Annotated in this window: 16 protein-coding genes and 1 pseudogene; 13 read left to right on the top strand and 4 right to left on the bottom strand. The window is 47.0% G+C overall.

The genetic code is table 11. The features are described from left to right. Positions 1-37 precede the first annotated feature (37 nt). Genes BM114_RS03420 through rfbC form a run of 3 tightly spaced genes read right to left on the bottom strand, consistent with a single transcriptional unit; the run spans position 38 to position 2,707 of the window. Entirely contained in the window at positions 38-844 is an 807-nt protein-coding gene (locus BM114_RS03420) for a DUF4738 domain-containing protein (protein WP_092110433.1), read from the bottom strand. Next, complete coding sequence (locus BM114_RS03425) at positions 841-2,157, bottom strand: UDP-glucose dehydrogenase family protein (protein WP_092110434.1); 1,317 nt, start codon at positions 2,155-2,157, stop codon at positions 841-843. Before BM114_RS03425 ends, BM114_RS03420 begins: the two co-directional genes overlap by 4 nt. Position 2,158: 1 nt before the next feature. Beyond that, positions 2,159-2,707 carry a dTDP-4-dehydrorhamnose 3,5-epimerase gene (gene rfbC / locus BM114_RS03430; RefSeq protein ID WP_092110436.1) on the bottom strand — a complete coding sequence of 183 codons (549 nt, stop codon included), beginning with the start codon at positions 2,705-2,707 and terminating at the stop codon, positions 2,159-2,161. A gap of 142 nt (positions 2,708-2,849) precedes the next feature. On the opposite strand from rfbC, the gene BM114_RS03435 reads away from it, so the two are divergent. The 13 genes and pseudogenes from BM114_RS03435 (at position 2,850) to BM114_RS03495 (ending at position 15,636) form a co-directional block, all read left to right on the top strand. Beyond that, positions 2,850-3,896 carry an HU domain-containing protein gene (locus BM114_RS03435; protein ID WP_092110438.1) on the top strand — a complete coding sequence of 349 codons (1,047 nt, stop codon included), beginning with the start codon at positions 2,850-2,852 and terminating at the stop codon, positions 3,894-3,896. Next, a complete protein-coding gene (locus BM114_RS03440) occupies positions 3,893-4,426 on the top strand; it encodes an FHA domain-containing protein (RefSeq protein ID WP_092110440.1) in 534 nt (177 codons plus the stop codon). Before BM114_RS03435 ends, BM114_RS03440 begins: the two co-directional genes overlap by 4 nt. Before the next feature lie 119 nt (positions 4,427-4,545). Next, positions 4,546-5,154 carry an imidazole glycerol phosphate synthase subunit HisH gene (gene hisH / locus BM114_RS03445; RefSeq protein ID WP_092110442.1) on the top strand — a complete coding sequence of 203 codons (609 nt, stop codon included), beginning with the start codon at positions 4,546-4,548 and terminating at the stop codon, positions 5,152-5,154. After that, positions 5,151-5,855, top strand: a pseudogene (gene hisA, locus BM114_RS03450) (1-(5-phosphoribosyl)-5-[(5-phosphoribosylamino)methylideneamino]imidazole-4-carboxamide isomerase); the annotation flags it as partial. The gene hisH and the pseudogene hisA, both read left to right, overlap by 4 nt. A gap of 24 nt (positions 5,856-5,879) precedes the next feature. Continuing rightward, complete coding sequence (gene hisF / locus BM114_RS03455) at positions 5,880-6,638, top strand: imidazole glycerol phosphate synthase subunit HisF (RefSeq protein WP_092110623.1); 759 nt, start codon at positions 5,880-5,882, stop codon at positions 6,636-6,638. Between the two features lie 44 nt (positions 6,639-6,682). Next, positions 6,683-7,336 (top strand): bifunctional phosphoribosyl-AMP cyclohydrolase/phosphoribosyl-ATP diphosphatase HisIE, encoded by a 654-nt coding sequence (hisIE, locus tag BM114_RS03460; protein WP_092110625.1) that lies wholly within the window; start codon positions 6,683-6,685, stop codon positions 7,334-7,336. Positions 7,337-7,349: 13 nt separating this feature from the next. After that, entirely contained in the window at positions 7,350-8,066 is a 717-nt protein-coding gene (locus BM114_RS03465) for a cell division ATP-binding protein FtsE (protein ID WP_092110444.1), read from the top strand. A gap of 21 nt (positions 8,067-8,087) precedes the next feature. Then, positions 8,088-9,404: an aspartate kinase gene (locus BM114_RS03470; RefSeq protein WP_092110446.1), complete on the top strand. Its 1,317-nt coding sequence runs from the start codon at positions 8,088-8,090 to the stop codon at positions 9,402-9,404. 6 nt (positions 9,405-9,410) lie between these two features. Next, complete coding sequence (gene lysA, locus BM114_RS03475; RefSeq protein ID WP_092110448.1) at positions 9,411-10,568, top strand: diaminopimelate decarboxylase; 1,158 nt, start codon at positions 9,411-9,413, stop codon at positions 10,566-10,568. Further along, positions 10,565-11,728, top strand: coding sequence for a glycosyltransferase (locus BM114_RS03480; protein ID WP_092110450.1), 1,164 nt, complete (start codon positions 10,565-10,567; stop codon positions 11,726-11,728). Before lysA ends, BM114_RS03480 begins: the two co-directional genes overlap by 4 nt. Next, a complete protein-coding gene (locus BM114_RS03485; protein WP_092110452.1) occupies positions 11,725-12,810 on the top strand; it encodes a glycosyltransferase family protein in 1,086 nt (361 codons plus the stop codon). The genes BM114_RS03480 and BM114_RS03485 overlap by 4 nt, the downstream gene beginning before the upstream one ends. Next, positions 12,807-14,801 (top strand): fructose-1,6-bisphosphatase, encoded by a 1,995-nt coding sequence (locus BM114_RS03490; protein WP_092110454.1) that lies wholly within the window; start codon positions 12,807-12,809, stop codon positions 14,799-14,801. Before BM114_RS03485 ends, BM114_RS03490 begins: the two co-directional genes overlap by 4 nt. Positions 14,802-15,081: 280 nt before the next feature. Next, positions 15,082-15,636, top strand: a complete 555-nt coding sequence (locus BM114_RS03495; RefSeq protein ID WP_092110456.1) for a 30S ribosomal protein S16 — start codon at positions 15,082-15,084, stop codon at positions 15,634-15,636. A 73-nt stretch (positions 15,637-15,709) separates the two neighbouring features. Here BM114_RS03495 and BM114_RS03500 read toward each other — a convergent pair whose 3' ends face one another. After that, the gene (locus tag BM114_RS03500) at positions 15,710-17,197 is read right to left on the bottom strand and encodes an alkaline phosphatase family protein (protein WP_092110458.1); all 1,488 of its coding nucleotides are present in this window, start codon (positions 17,195-17,197) and stop codon (positions 15,710-15,712) included. Positions 17,198-17,327 lie beyond the last annotated feature (130 nt).

Below are 17,327 nucleotides of genomic sequence, written 5' to 3' on the forward strand. Positions count from 1 at the left end.
CTGCATTCGCTTCAATATAAATTAAAGATGCAAGTTGTTATTTGACTTGCATCTTTAATTTACCATCTTTTGTAACACAGACATCCACCTGAAAGGAGCTCGGCTCATCGGGAGTGGCAATAGAAGCCGTATAATGGAAGCCTTCCGCGTCGGTCTTTGAGAACAGCAAATCGCTTAGGATGCTTACTTTCAGGAATTGCGCCGGCACTTCCCTTGTAAAATCCTGCTTCCGGAAGTCCTTGGAAAACAGCCTCCGGGCTCCTTTGTAGATGCTTAAATGGATGATATTGTCATAATAGGCGTTCCCCACTTCCACCCCGTCGTCATTGTAGGAAGGCTTGATAACCTTGTATGTTGTAGGATTCACCTGCACATAGCAATGGTATTTCTCATTACTACTAATGATAACCGTATCCCGCTTGATCGTTCGATTCTGGTTTAAGGCAACCGGGCGACGACTTTCCGTTGCCTCAAAAAGAGCCAGGTCATTAGGATCCTCCGACTTCACGAGCTTCACCTGGTCGCCATTCTGATTAACAAAGACAAACAGATGAGGTGCTTGCTTCACGATGGCATACTTTACATTGCTGACTCCATGGAGCACCAAGGTGTCATGGAATATCTGAAAATATGCAGGAAGACTCAGCGAGTCGGCATAGTAAACCGTATCACCCTTCACCCGAAAGGCGACATCTTCCCCTCCATCATTCATCCAAAGGCCTTGAAACATCTCTTTGGCAGCCCTGTCTTCGTTCTGAGAGACCTGCAGGGCACTATTCCCCTTGCAGCCAGAAAAGAAGAATATGCAGAGAACCGAGCCCGCTATAGCAAAACTTTTATTCATCTTCCAATGCAATGATATATGAAGCCGACATCCTCTAATTCCCTCGGGTCAAAGATGTTACGGCCATCGATGACAACTTTTCGCTTCATGGTCTTACCAACAACTTCCCAATTGGGGAGGCGGAATTCTTTCCATTCAGTAAGCAGGAGTAGTGCATCAGCATCCCAAACGGCATCATACATATCCTTGCAGTAGGAAATGCTATCACCCACCCTCCGTTTACATTCCTCCATAGCAGCCGGGTCATAGGCACGAATGGTGCAGCCGGCCTTGAGCAGAAGGCCTATCATCACGAGTGCCGTCGACTCACGCATATCATCCGTCTCAGGCTTGAAAGACAATCCCCAAAGGGCAATGGTCTTACCCTTGAGAGATTCTTCGCCATAGACTTGCTTCAATTTCTCAAAAAGGATTTCCTTTTGTCGGGCATTTACGCGCTCAACAGCTTTCAAGACTTCCATGGAATAGCCATGATCATCCGCAGTCTTGATGATGGCTTTCACATCCTTTGGGAAACAGCTTCCTCCATAACCACAACCTGCATAAAGAAACTTCCTGCCAATACGGACATCACTCCCTATGCCCTGACGCACCATGTTGACATCAGCGCCCACCTTCTCACAAAGGTTCGCAATGTCATTCATGAATGAGATACGGGTGGCAAGCATGGAGTTTGCCGCATATTTGGTCATTTCCGCACTTGGTATGTCCATAAAGATAACACGGAAATTATTGACCAGGAAAGGCTTGTAAAGTCGAGTAAGAATCTCCTGGGCACGACTGCTTTCAACCCCGACGACAACGCGGTCCGGGCTCATGAAGTCCTTTATCGCATTGCCTTCCTTTAAAAATTCCGGATTGCTGGCCACATCAAACTGTATATCGACTCCTCGCTTGTCAAGCTCTTCCTGAATGGTGGCGCGCACTTTGCGGGCCGTCCCGACGGGGACCGTACTCTTCGTTACGACAACCATATATCTATTCAAGTTCTGCCCTATGGTCCGTGCCACTTGGAGAACATACTGCAAGTCGGCACTCCCATCCTCGTCTGGAGGAGTCCCGACCGCGGAAAAAACGATTTGCTGATCATTCAGGACAGAAGCCAAATCGGTGGTAAACTTCAGTCTGCCCGCCTTGACATTCTTCTTGACGAGCTCGTCAAGGCCAGGCTCATAGATCGGGATGTCGCCTTGATGAAGGCGTTGTATCTTCTTCTCGTCAACATCCACACAAGTAACAGAGGCACCCGTATCCGCAAAACATGCTCCTGACACAAGGCCTACATATCCAGTTCCAACAATCGCTATATTCATCTTATTCGAATAAATCTGCTTCTGCTAATGTTTTTGCCTGTAAATCTTTTTCGCTGGTGAGTACATCTTCGGGAGCTATAGGCCACTTCAAAGCCAGCGACTCGTCGTTCCAACGGATGCCCGCTTCATATTGCGGGGCATAGATATTATCCACTTTATAGGTAAAGACGGCTTCTTCTGACAATACAAGGAAACCATGCGCAAATCCCCGGGGGATAAAGAGCTGGCGCTTGTTTTCGTCGCTTAACTCCACCATGACATGCCTGCCGAATGTAGGAGAACTTTTACGGATATCCACGGCGACATCAAGCACCCTGCCTTTGATGACCCTCACAAGCTTGGCCTGGGAGTATTTTCCTTTCTGATAATGAAGCCCGCGAAGCACGCCATAGCTTGACTTAGACTCATTATCCTGCATAAAATCCACCTTGCCTACATGCGCCTCAAACTCATCTTTCTTCCATGCTTCAAGGAAATAGCCTCTTGCATCATTGAATACCTTAGGTTCTATGATGTAGACACCATCTATCTCCGTTTCTATATACTTCATTTCATCTCAGAGTTTATCTATTTAGCTACAAAGATAGAAAATAAAACTGAAGACAAAGCAGTTTGAGAAGATTATTTTCCTTTTTTCATTTTTTAAAAAGATTTACTTGTCTGATTCGACAAAAAGTGTTATTTTTGCATTCGTGATTGAACTGGAAAGACATATAGAGATACTACTCCTGAGCAACGACTGTGTAATCGTCCCTGACTTCGGAGGATTCATGGCTCATCATGTAGATGCTTGTTATGACAAGGAGGAAGACATTTTCTTTCCGCCACAGAGAACTCTTGGATTCAATCCGCAATTGACCCTGAACGATTCTCTCCTCGTACAATCTTATATAGAGGCCTATGACATCAGCTATCCGGAAGCCTTGAGACGAATCGAAGACGAGGTTCGGGAGCTCAAGCAACATCTTGAGCATAAGGCTGAATATGAATTCAACGGCCTCGGAATCATCCGGATGAACGACGAGGGAAAATATGAATTCACACCTTGCGAAGCCGGCATCCTGACTCCTGACCTCTATGGCCTTAACTCCTTCGAGATGGAGAGGCTGCAGTTGACAAGTCTCGTTTCAACGATAAACATCGAGACCAAGCCTATTACGAATGCTAAAGAGGAAGCAGAAGAATCCATTGAAGCTGAAGTGCACAAGAAGTTCAGCTCTAATATCTTTCTGGATGATGAAGACGAAGAGCCCTATACCATTCACCCTGGCATCGTGCGCAATCTCCTCGCAGCATGTGTTGCCGCATTGGCATTCTTGCTATTCCCCGCAAATATCGGCAACGGAGATTCCCACTCTATGCTTATAAGCAAGATAGATACGGGAATGCTTACTCGCATTATCTCCTCTGAAGTTACGCCGAAGCCCGTTGTCATACGGAAGATTGCCATTATTGCCAAAAGCCACGCTTCCACTTCTAAAGACTCTATAGAGTTGCCCCAAGCCCCATTCTATACCATCGTACTCTGTAGCCGGGTATCTCTAAAGAATGCGACAAATTATAAAAACACACTTCATAACACCGGTTATACGAAAGCTGAGGTTCTACAGAAAGGTAAAAGTGTAAAAGTAATTTACGGCAAATACCCAACCGAGAACCAGGCGTATAACATTCTGAACAAACTTAACAACCGCTCAGAATTTAAAGATTGCTGGGTTATGAAAGTAAAAGCAATATGAAGCGAGTCAGATGCCCCAAATGTGATAACTATATCACTTTCGACGAAACCCACTATCAGGCTGGGCAGTCCCTTGTTTTTGAATGCCCTCAATGCCATAAGCAATTTGGCGTTCGGATGGGCGTTTCCAAACTTCATAATATCCAAAAGGAAGAAAAAACCGAAGAAGCTGCTGAAGACAAGGGCTACGGAACTATTGTCGTCATCGAGAATGTGTTCCACTACAAGCAGGTCATCCCCTTGCAATTAGGTGATAACATAATAGGAAGATACATGAAAGGTTCTGGTATCAACTGTCCTATTGAGACCGTAGACCCGAGTATCGACATGAATCATTGCTGCATTAATGTATCATACGACAAGAACAACAATCTGAAATATATTCTTAGAGACGGCCCATCGAATACGGGCACCTTTGTTGATAATGAAATTTTAGGCGACCGAGAGCGTAGAGTCATTGAAGACGGAAGCCTTTTTACGATTGGAGCAACCAGCGTTATCCTCAAGATCAAAGGCAACAAAGAAGACTAAACGCTATCTCTACTATCAATTTGCGTTTATTTCCATGTTTTAGATAAATTGTTTTTCCTAACTGCGATGATTCTAATAGAAAATTCGTATCTTTGCATTTGTTCATAAACAAATGAGAATTGAAAGTCGCCATCGTAAAATACAATGCAGGAAATATATACTCTGTAGAGAATGCTCTCCGCAGAATTGGAGTTAATCCGATCCTTACCGACAAGGCTGAGGAGCTCATGTCTGCTGATAAAGTCCTTTTCCCCGGACAAGGTGAGGCAAGCACCACTATGGCTTACATCCATGAGCATCGGCTGGATGAGATTATCCGGAATCTCAGGCAACCTGTCCTTGGCATCTGTATCGGACAGCAACTTCTATGCCAGCATTCAGAGGAGGGCGACACAGAGTGCATCGGAGTATTTCCGGTAACCGTAAAACGCTTTCAACCCCGACGACACGAAGACAAGGTGCCAGCCATGGGATGGAACCGCCTGAACATAAGGGAAGAGGACGACGAAGCAGGCAAAGGGCTCCTGACGAATCTCGGCACCAATCCCTATGTCTATTTTGTACATAGCTTCTATGTGCCTCTTTGTGAGTGGACGACTGCCGAAGCTGACTATATTCTGCCTTACAGTGCTACTCTTCATAAAGAAAACTTCTACTCTACCCAGTTTCATCCAGAGAAAAGCGGGAAAGTCGGGGAACAGATTCTTAAAAATTTCTTGGACTTATGATAGAGCTTATACCCGCTATAGACATCATTAACGGCCAATGCGTCCGCCTCACAATGGGCGATTACAGCCAGAAGAAGGTTTACAACAGTAATCCTGTCGAAGTTGCTCGCAGCTTTGAAAAGATGGGCTTTCGGCGTTTGCATGTGGTAGACCTTGACGGTGCTCAGTCAAAGCATATTGTCAATGACGCCGTCTTGCATTCTATCACAGAGAACACAAGCCTTACCGTAGATTTTGGTGGCGGCATCAAGTCAGAAGAAGACATTGAGAAGGCTTTTGCCGCAGGTGCCTCCATGGTTACGGTTGGCAGCATTGCAGTTACGAATCCAGAGCTGTTCTGTTCCTGGCTGGATAAATACGGTGCCCATCGGTTAATCCTTGGGGCCGATGTGAGGAATGGTAAAATTGCTATTAATGGCTGGAAAGATGATTCAGAGGAAGAGCTCCTACCCTTCCTCAGCCAATATATTCATCGGGGAGTGATACATGTGCTTTGTACGGAAATCAGCAGGGATGGAGCCTTGCAAGGCCCTGCCATCGAGCTGTACCGCCAGATTATGCAGGAATATTCCCATCTACACCTTATCGCAAGCGGCGGCGTGTCATGCAATGAAGACCTCCACAGGCTTGAGAGGGCCGGCATCCCTGCCGCCGTATTCGGCAAAGCCTTCTACGAGGGGCGGATTGATGCAGCAGAGTTGTTGGCTTCCTATCCTCAAAAAGAGATGGGACTGGCAAAGAGAATCATTCCTTGTCTGGATGTAAAGGATGGCATGACCGTGAAAGGCACCAACTTTGTGAATCTTCGCCAAGCAGGCGACCCTGTCGAATTGGGTCAAGCCTATAGCGATGCAGGAGCAGATGAGCTCGTGTTTCTGGACATCACAGCCAGCGTTGAAGGGCGCAAAACCTTTACCAATATGGTAACTCAGGTGGCCCGTAAGATAAATATTCCATTCACGGTCGGCGGTGGTATCAATGAACTTGACGATGTTGAGCGCCTGCTCTATGCCGGAGCTGACAAGGTGAGTGTAAACTCCGCAGCAATCCGCAACCCTCATCTCATCAATGAGATTACAGGGAAATTCGGCTCACAGGTCTGCGTATGTGCCATCGATGCCCGCCTTGATGATGACGGCTGGTACTGTTATGTAAGGGGGGGAAGAGAAAAAACCAAGCTCAACCTCTTTGAATGGGCCAAAGAAGTTCAAGATCGTGGCGCCGGAGAGATTCTCTTTACAAGCATGAACCACGACGGGGTGAAGACTGGCTTTGCCTATGATGCATTAGCCCGGCTATCCGATGAGCTGTCCATACCGGTAATTGCAAGTGGCGGAGCGGGCAAGATGGAACACTTCCGTGATGCTTTCACACTTGGAAGGGCTGATGCCGCACTGGCTGCAAGCGTTTTCCATTTCGGTGAAATCAAAATACCGGAATTGAAGAAATACCTTCGTGCAGAGGGCATCAATGTAAGACTCTGAACAAAAGACAACCTTTCATAAAACGAACGATAATGAGTGAACATATGAATATCAACTTCGACAAGATGGGCGGCTTGGTGCCGGCAATCATCCAAGATGCAACGACCAGAAATGTCCTTATGCTTGGCTTCATGAACAAGGAAGCTTACGAAAAGACCATCAATACAGGCAAGGTTACTTTCTGGAGCCGTTCTCGCAACTGTCTGTGGACTAAGGGAGAGACTTCAGGGAATTTTTTGCATCTCGTTGAAATCAAGGACGACTGTGATGAGGACACACTCCTCGTAAGAGTGCATCCCACAGGGCCAACATGCCACAAAGGTACTGATACATGCTGGGGTGAAGACAATGAACAAAACCCGCTGCTCTTTCTTACAGAACTTCAAGACTTCATAGAGAAACGCCACGAAGAGATGCCAGAAGGAAGCTATACAACCAGTCTGTTTAAGAAAGGCGTGAACCGAATGGCACAGAAAGTGGGCGAAGAAGCGTTGGAGGCTGTTATCGAAGCGACAAATGGCAGTAACGAAAAACTTGTCTATGAAGCAGCCGACATGATGTATCACCTCATCGTCCTACTCACCAGCAAGAATCTCCGCATTGAAGATATAGCGACAGAATTGCAAAGGCGACATAACCCGAACTGGGACAAAAAACGCCGTGAAGAAAAATCCAAGGACAACAAAGAATCAGAATAAAATCAAATAAAGCATGTTAATCGATTATCAAAAAGTAAATATTTATCAACAAGACACTCTTGTTCTAAAGGATGTAACCTTCCATGCAGACGAGGGAGAATTTATCTATCTTATCGGAAAGGTCGGTTCCGGGAAAAGCTCCCTACTAAAAACTTTCTATTGCGAGCTGGACATTGACATGGAAGAAGATGGAAAAGCCGAAGTATTAGGGAGGAAAATCAATATCATCCGTCGTAAGGAAGTGCCTGCCCTAAGGAAAGAAATGGGTATCATCTTCCAAGACTTCCAGCTGCTTCACGATCGCAATGTATATCGCAACTTCTTGTTCGTGCTTGAAGCAACGGGATGGAAGAATCGCAATGAAATCAATCAACGCATCAATGAAGTACTCGCTTCTGTCGATATGATTGACCATAAGGAGAAAATGCCTCATGAGCTTTCCGGAGGCGAACAGCAACGAATAGCCATCGCACGAGCCCTCCTCAACCATCCAAAGATAATCGTTGCGGATGAACCCACCGGGAATCTTGATCCTGAAACGGCAAGCAACATCGTGAAGTTGCTTAAAGACATCACCCGCCAAGGCACCACCGTGGTAATGTCGACGCACAACATACCAATGCTTGACATGTATCCTGGCATCGTATACCGCTGTAAAGACGGCGTCATCACAGATGTTACCAACGAGTATAATAAAATGGACTTGACCGAAGATGGCGAGGAAGAATAAAAACTAAAAAAGCATAAACATATGAAAGTAATGAAGTTTGGCGGCACTTCCGTAGGCTCTCCCGAACGCATGAAGGAAGTTGCTACTCTGGTTACCAAATCAGGAGAGCCCACATTCGTCGTTCTTTCTGCAATGAGTGGAACGACCAACTCTCTTATCGAAATCAGCAACTATCTGTACAAGAAAAATCCAGGGAGTGCAAACGAGATAATCAATCATCTTGAGCAAAAATATATGCAGCATATCGAAGAGCTGTATACTACCGATGAATACAAAGACAAGACGCGCGACTTCCTTTGCGGCGAATTCGACTATTTACGCTCCTTCACCAAGGATCTGTTCACCTCCTTTGAAGAGAAATCCATCGTAGCCCAGGGTGAAATCATAAGCACAAACATGGTCGTGAACTATTTGCAGGAATCTGGAATGAAAGCAATGCTCCTGAATGCACTCGACTTCATGCGCACTGATAAGAATGCCGAGCCCGACTCCCCGTATATCAAGGAAAAACTGAAAGCCATCATGGATTTGAATCCCGGCTACCAGATTTACATCACTCAGGGCTTCATCTGCCGCAACGCATATGGCGAAGTTGATAACCTTCTACGCGGTGGGTCTGACTATACGGCATCTTTGATTGGCGCCGCACTACCTGCCGAGGAGATTCAGATTTGGACCGATATAGATGGTATGCACAATAATGATCCCCGGATTGTGGACGATACGGAGGCCATTCCACAGCTAAATTTCGAAGAAGCCGCAGAATTAGCATATTTTGGAGCAAAGATTCTCCATCCCACCTGTATCCAGCCTGCTAAATATGCGGGTATTCCCGTTCGTCTAAAGAACACCATGGAACCTGACGCACCCGGCACAATTATCGACAATGTCATTATGCGAGGCAAGATTAAGGCTGTTGCTGCAAAGGATAATATCACGGCAATCAAAATCAAGTCGTCAAGAATGCTTCTTGCAACAGGTTTTTTGCGAAAGGTATTTGAAATCTTTGAGAGTTATCAGACGCCTATAGACATGATTGCAACCAGCGAGGTCGGCGTCTCTATGAGTATTGATAATTCTACCCATCTGACAGAGATAGTGGACGAATTAAAGAAGTATGGCACCGTAACCGTCGACACCGACATGTGCATCGTGTGTGTAGTTGGCGACCTCGACTGGAGCAATCTTGGTTTCGAAACACTGGCTACTGACGCAATGAAGAATATTCCTGTTCGCATGATTTCTTATGGTGGAAGCAACTATAATATATCTTTCCTCATTAAGACAGCCGACAAAAAGAGGGCTCTCCAGAACCTTAGTAATGTACTTTTCAAATAAAAAAGGATGAAGGGAAGTTTTCCAATTGAGCAATTCAATCATATAGAGACTCCATTCTACTATTATGACACGGCACTCTTGCGCTCCACCCTTCAAGCCATTAATAAGGAGGCCGGGCGGCATGAGAACTTTGTCGTGCACTATGCCATAAAGGCCAATGCCAATCCAAAGGTCTTGAACATCATAAGTCTGGCGGGTATGGGAGCTGATTGTGTCAGCGGTGGAGAGATACGAGCCGCTTTGTCTGCGGGCTTTCCGGCATCTAAGATTGTATATGCAGGCGTTGGTAAAAGTGATTGGGAAATCAACCTTGGACTGGATAAGGACATTTTCTGTTTTAATGTTGAAAGCAAAGCTGAACTGGAAGTCATCAATGAGTTGGCAGAAAGGAAAGGTAAGACTGCAAGAATATGCTTTCGAATCAATCCTGATGTAGGAGCCCATACTCATGCGAACATAACAACCGGACTTGCCGAAAACAAGTTTGGTATCGCTATGAGCGATATGGATCAAATTATTGAGACCGCGATCAAGATGAGAAACATCCAGTTCTTGGGGCTTCACTTCCATATCGGTTCCCAGATTCTTGAGATGAATGACTTTGTGGCACTTTGCAATCGCATTAACGAAATCCAGAATCATCTTGAAAAGCATCACATAAAAGTAGAAAACATCAATGTAGGAGGCGGTCTCGGTGTTGACTACATACATCCTAACCGAATGCCCATTCCTGATTTCAAGGCCTATTTTGACACCTATGCCCGGCACCTCAAACTGCGTAATGGACAGAAACTGCATTTTGAACTGGGAAGGGCCGTCGTTGCCCAATGCGGCACTTTGATTACCCGCATATTATATATAAAGCAAGGCACCCATAAGCAATTTGCCATCGTGGATGCCGGTATGACCGACTTAATCCGCCCTGCACTCTATCAGGCCTATCACAAGATTGAGAATATTTGCAGCAACGAGCCTGTGGAAACATACGATGTGGTCGGGCCGATATGCGAGTCGAGTGATGTCTTTGCCAAGGCCATAGATCTCAACAAGAGCCATAGAGGCGACTTGATTGCCATCCGAAGCGCGGGTGCCTATGGTGAAATCATGGCAAGCCAGTATAATTGCCGCAAGATTCCAGCAGGCTATATTACGGAGGATTTATGACTTTAGACTATATTACGATAATTGGAGCTGCCGTCGTTATGGTTGTTTCTTTACTTTCTGTAATCATCAACCCCTTCTTCAGACGCTCCTTCCTCAAGAAAGCTTCTCCTGACGAGACAAGGGACGACTATTCCGAAGGCGACGCATTACCGCCCCTCTCGGTTATCATCACGCTCCACGACAATGCCCGCGAGATGGAAGAGAGGCTCCCCTTGTACCTGAACCAGAACTATCCATCAGACTTTCAGGTCGTCATCGTTTCCGAAGAGGGCGACAGCGAGACCGATGACATACTGAAAAGATTCGCCGGCGACAGGCATCTTTATCACACCTTTATTCCAAACAGCTCGCGATATGTAAGCCGTAAGAAACTGGCAATAACCATGGGCGTAAAGGCTGCCAAGAACGAATGGATTCTCTTGACTGACATAGAGTGCCGCCCCGCAGGAGAGAACTGGCTCCGCACAATGGCACGCAACGCAAGGAAGGAAAAGAATCTGGTGCTGGGAGTAAGCAAATATGCGGATGAGGCAAAGCCCTACTACAGCTTTGAACACATCCATACCTTATATTATGTTCTCCGCAAGGCTGCCAAGGGAACGGCGTATCGCACGAATTGTGCTAACCTAATGTTTCGCAAGAGCGACTTCCTCGCACAGAACGGATTCAGCGGGAACCTCGATTTGCAAAGGGGCGAATATGACTTTCTCGTCAATAAATATGCCGGAAAACACACCACCGCCATAGAAACCAGCCCTGACGCTTGGGTGATTGAGGATCTGCCGACCCCAAAGGAGTGGAGAAACAAGCACTTCTATTATCTTGCGGGCAGGAGTCAGATGCAGAGGAGACGGTCTTACCGATTGCTCTATAATATGGATCAATGGACGATTCACCTATCCCTGCTCTTGATAATCTCAATAATTGCTTTCGCGGTAATTACACAAAGATGGATACTCGCCGGCACCAGCGTTCTCTGCTTACTATCGATGGCCATTTCAAGAACACTAACTGGCTGGAAAGCACTAAGGGCATTTGAAGAAGATATGCCGTCATGGAAAATCTATCCCTATGAGATTAGCATCGTTTGGCATAACCTGGCGAACATCATCAGATACAAGCGGGCAGACAGACTGGATTTCACAAGCCATAAGCTATGAGGCTCATTCTATACATGTCAAAGACCGACTACAAGGAGGAAGTCAACCGTCTGTTGATGGATGCTTTGCTCGGGGCGTTCGGAGAAGATGCGGAGCTCCGGCATGAAGCATCTTTGAAAGGCACTCCCCCTACCCTTGTCCATGTCTTTGGATGTTGGAATCGCACGGCAGCAGCCATGATTTTCAAGGCTCGCAGAAGAGATATACCCACGGTCTATTCACCTTTGGGAGGCTTGATGCCCTGGAAGTTGAAAGAGCAGAAATATGACCGGCAACTGAAGATGTTGTCTTTCCAGAAAAGGATGACGGCGGAAGCCCGGGCCATCTTAGCCTTTAGCAAGTTAGAAGCAGAGCAGATTCTGAAGTCAAAATGGAACGAGCGAGTTCAACAAACTGGAAATCCCTTCGTTACAAATCAAATTTCAGAGGATGAAATGCTGCGGAAAGTACACGCGTTCTATCAGAAAGTGCTCGATTCCAATAGCTCAAGTCTGCTCGACAGGAACATGCTTGGCATTATTGGAAGCCTCCTGCAGGCCAGCTTAGACAAAGATGCCTTTCTGAACGAGGATCATAAAGCCAGGCTTCTGAAAGCCACACAGAATTTGAAAGACGAGGATTGGCGGAATATTTTTCTGTATGCCTCCGACGAACTCATCATCGATCGTCTCCGTCAGGGCATTGCCTATCTGAAGATCCCGGCACCCGACATTCCGCTTCAAGAGATCGACAGGTTTGCCCCCACCCATCAATATACGGGGCAATCCATCACTATGGTAGGTGCGGAACCGGAGAAAGTACTTGCCAAAGTGTTCAGAATGCTATACAGCGAAGTTCATCATGACTCAATGCCTCTCAGCCATCTCGCAGACCTATACCAGATACTAAGATTCGTAAATTATGATGAAAACGAATTCGAAAATATAATCAGGAAAGGCAGGCAGGAAAAATTTGTCGCCAGAATATTAGGCACTATGGCCGAGATTCTCAATCTCACGGAAGGATTTATGCCCATCCCCCCCATCAACGACGGGGAAACGGACAAGCTCATTAAGAACATTACGAAAATACGAAAATTATGAAATCCAAAGACTATAACATTGAACGGGACTTGCATTACCTGCAGCTGCTATCACAATCTTTCCCCACGATTGCCGATGCCAGCACCGAAATCATAAACTTGCAGGCAATATTGAACCTGCCCAAGGGCACTGAGCATTTCCTTGCTGATATTCACGGAGAGCATCAGGCATTCCTGCATGTGCTGAAAAACGCGTCTGGCAACATCAAACGCAAGGTAAACGAACTCTTCGGAACCACGCTCCGCGACTACGAGAAGCGCGAGCTCTGCACGCTCATCTACTATCCCGAGCAGAAACTTGAACTCGTAGAGGCTACGGAAAAAGACCTCAACGACTGGTATCATATCACAATCCACCAGTTGGTGGCAGTATGCCGCGATGTTTCAAGCAAATACACCCGGTCGAAAGTCCGGAAGTCATTGCCCGAAGACTTCAGCTACATTATTCAGGAACTTCTCCATGAACGCACCGACGATGCCAATAAGATTGCGTATGTCAATGTGATTATCGACACCATCATCAGTACCGGGCGCGCCAATGACTTCATCACGGCAATAGCCCATGTGATACAGCGCCTTGCCATCGACCAGCTCCATATCCTCGGCGATATCTATGACCGGGGACCTGGCGCACACATCATCATGGACACCCTGGCCAACTATCATAACTGGGATATACAGTGGGGCAACCACGATATCCTATGGATGGGGGCCTGCGCCGGCAACGACGCGTGCATCTGCAATGTAATCCGGCTCTCGCTCCGATATGCCAACCTCGCGACGCTCGAGGAGGGATACGGCATCAATCTCGTGCCGCTTGCCACTTTTGCGATGGACACCTATAAGGATGATTCCTGCGAGGAATTCCTGCCAAAGCTGAGCGAAGGGGCGGAAAACATCGATGAACGCCAGAAAATCCTTACTGCCCAGATGCACAAGGCCATTACCGTCATGCAGTTCAAGGCCGAGGCCCAGCTCTTCGAGCGTCATCCTGGATGGAAGATGCAGAATCGGGAACTGCTCAAGGCCATTGACTATCAGAGGGGCACCATCAAGCTGGAGGGCAAGGAATATCAGCTGACCAGCTGCCACTTCCCCACCATCGATTCCGCAGACCCCATTGCTTTCACCGAGGAAGAGAAAGTCTTGATGCAAAAACTCCACCACTCTTTCAAAGTCAGCGAGAAACTGCACAAGCACATCAACCTGCTGCTCGGGCACGGATGCATGTATGCCATCTACAATAACAACCTCCTCTTCCATGCCTCGGTGCCGCTCAACGAAGACGGTACCCTGAAAGAAGTAGAGATTTATCCCGGCCGGAAATACTCCGGCAGAGACTTGATGCACCACACGGGGATGATGATTCGCCAGGCCTTTCAGAATGATGCCCCCTCCGAGATATGCCAATATGCAAGAGACTATTTCCTCTATCTATGGTGCGGACCTGACAGTCTGCTGTTCGACAAGTCGAAGATGTCTACCTTCGAACGCTACTTCATCACCGACAAAGAGACGCACAAGGAAGAGAAAGGATGCTACTTCAAACTGCGCAATGACGAGAAAATCGTTGACCACATACTCGATGCATTCGAAGTGAGAGGAGCCAACCGCCATATCATCAATGGCCATGTGCCCGTGCATGTGGCCAGCGGGGAAAATCCCATCAAGGCCAACGGCAAGCTGATGGTCATCGACGGAGGTTTCTCGGAGGCCTACCATAAGGAAACCGGAATTGCCGGATACACGCTGGTCTATCACAGCCGGGGATTCCAGCTGGTGCAGCATGCCCCCTTCACCTCTACTATCGAGGCCATTGAGAAAGGCACCGACATCAAGAGCACCATCCAGATCGTGGAGATGAGCGCCCACCGCATGCTCGTAGCCGATACCGACAAAGGCATTGAACTGAGGCAGCAGATTAAGGATTTAGAGGAACTTCTCTTCGCTTATCGCCACGGTTTCCTGACCGAAAGGGAGCGCAAGAAGTAATTGCGGGCAGCCTGCTACAGGATTACAAGCCGTGTGTAATCGTGTTACAAGCGGCGTGTAATGCGATTACACACAGCTTGTAACAATACAGAATACGACAAAAAGAAATAAGAAAGGGCTCCTTTCGGAAGCAAAAGAACCGGAAAATGCTGATTTTCCTCATGCTAACAACACTTTTTCTCCTTTTTATTTCTTCAATCCTGAAATTTTAGTTACCTTTGCATCCGCGTTTACGAGTTAAGCGCATAAAATTCAAACCTAATTAAAAAAATTATTAGAAATGGCAACAAAAATCAGATTGCAACGCGGCGGCCACAAAGGATACGCAGTTTACAGAATTGTGATCGCCGACTCAAGAGCACCACGAGATGGTAAATTTATTGAGAAGATTGGTAATTATAATCCAAACACCAATCCTTCAACCGTAGATTTGAATTTCGACCGTGCACTCTATTGGGTTGAGGTTGGGGCACAGCCAACAGATACCGTGCGTAATATCCTCAAGGGCGAAGGCGTCTACTTGATGAAACACCTGAAAGGTGGCGTGAAGAAAGGAGCTTTCGACGAGGCTGCTCTCCAGCAGAAGTTTGAGACTTGGAAGTCTGGAAAGGAACAGAAAGTGAACACTCTCGTTACGAATCAGGCTAATGACAAGAAAAAGGCCGAAGAACTGAAATTAGAGGCAGAGAAGAAAGTCAACGAGGCCATTGCCAAAAAGGTGGCCGACAAAAAGGCTGCTGAAGCTGCCGCAAAGGCAGAGGCAGAGGCTGCTCCCGCAGAAGAGCCTACGGAGGCTCCCGCAGAGGAAGCCACAGAAGCTCCGGCAGAAGCCTGACCTCTCTCTGAAAGATATCATAAAGGCGAGTTCCAATTGGAACCCGCCTTTTCTTTTGGCATCCCCGAAGATGCTATCTCCGTGCAGGATGAATCACCTCGTTGATGGCATCGCCCACACACGCACTGGGCATCTGAATATGCAACAGCTCACAGACTGTGGGCGCAATATCTACGATGCGCGTCGGCACCGAGGTCTGCCCCTTGGCGATGTGCCATCCCATGAAAACAAGCGGAATATGACTGTCATAGGGATTCCACACACTATGTCCCGTTCCGATATAGTTTGGATCAGGAGTAGCATCCACGGTTCCCGGCTTTGTTATGACATAGAAGTCGCCGCTGCGCTCCGGGTTATAGCCGTTCACGATACGCTCACGAATCAACTGAGGCAAGGTCGTATTCAGCACATTCTCATAGTCTACCACCTGGTAAACCTTTTCATTCTTACTGAAAAAGTCCATGGCTTCCTGCTTTATCTTGTCATAGTCTGCATTTGCATTCTGGATGGCAATCCGGTCTATATAGATGCGGTCGGCGTTAGCGGCAAGCAATGGCTTGAACCCGTGCTTTGCACTATACTGCTCATTGAATATCTTTACCTCATCCCATGCCGCATAGGCATCTGCCTTGATATGGTGCCGACGCATCAAGTTATAGTTGTGGATGGCCCCATGGTCTGCCGTGAGGAAGAAAAGATAGTTGTCTTTCCCTACTTTCTGGTCGAGAAATCTGAAAAAATCCGCGAGATCCCTATCAAGCTCCATATAGGCTTCATAGTTCTCCTTGCCTCTCGTGCCGTATGTATGTCCGATGGCATCGGTGGAAGATATGCTCACAGCAAGCATGTCGGTGATTTCATCCTGGCCCATCCGTTCGTTTTCAAGAGCGGCTTTCGCCATATTGAAAGTCAGACTGATGCCTTCGTTGCTTGTCTTCACATCCTTCCCGGGAGTCTGCTGATTCTCCTTATTGAACCTCTGTGCCCATTTGGGGAGTTCTTTCATATAATAGGTACTGGAAACATAATGGCCGGCTTCAGTATCCCACCAGTAGGCGGCATCTGCACCATGTCCGGCGGGAAGAATCGCCGCGCGATCTTTCAAGGCAACCCCTATCACCTTGGCCTTATAATCAGTGGCTATCTTAAGCACATCGCCAATACCGGAAGCCAGCAGATTCCTCGGCGACATCCTGCCCGCCTTTCCATTGGAGCCTACGCTCTGCACATCATCATCCTGACAGCAATACACCTGCTTGCCGCCGATGAAGAAATCATTCCCGGCAATACCTGTGAGGGCTGGCACGGAGCCCGTATATACACTTGAATGGCCAATGGCCGTAACCGTCGGCACATAATTAATCATCGTATTTTCACAACTAAAGCCCTCTTTGACAAGACGCCTCAAGCCACCTTCGCCAAATTGATCGTAATAATAATACAGATAGTCCCAACGCATCTGGTCAACAACAAGCCCCACAACGAGTCTGGGCCTTTCAATTTGTGCATTCATGGCGAGCATTGTCCCGAAAAACAGCAAGCTTAAGAAAAGTCTTTTCATAATTTATTGTCTTGTATTAGTATGAATTATATAATGCAAAGATACGATTTTTCCCCGGTAAAGAGACAAAAAACGGTATGAATAATTCGTTAAACTGGTTAAGCTCCTGATGAACCCTGGGATTTACAGA

This window comes from Prevotella sp. KH2C16 (genome assembly GCF_900113305.1).
Taxonomy (GTDB): domain Bacteria; phylum Bacteroidota; class Bacteroidia; order Bacteroidales; family Bacteroidaceae; genus Prevotella.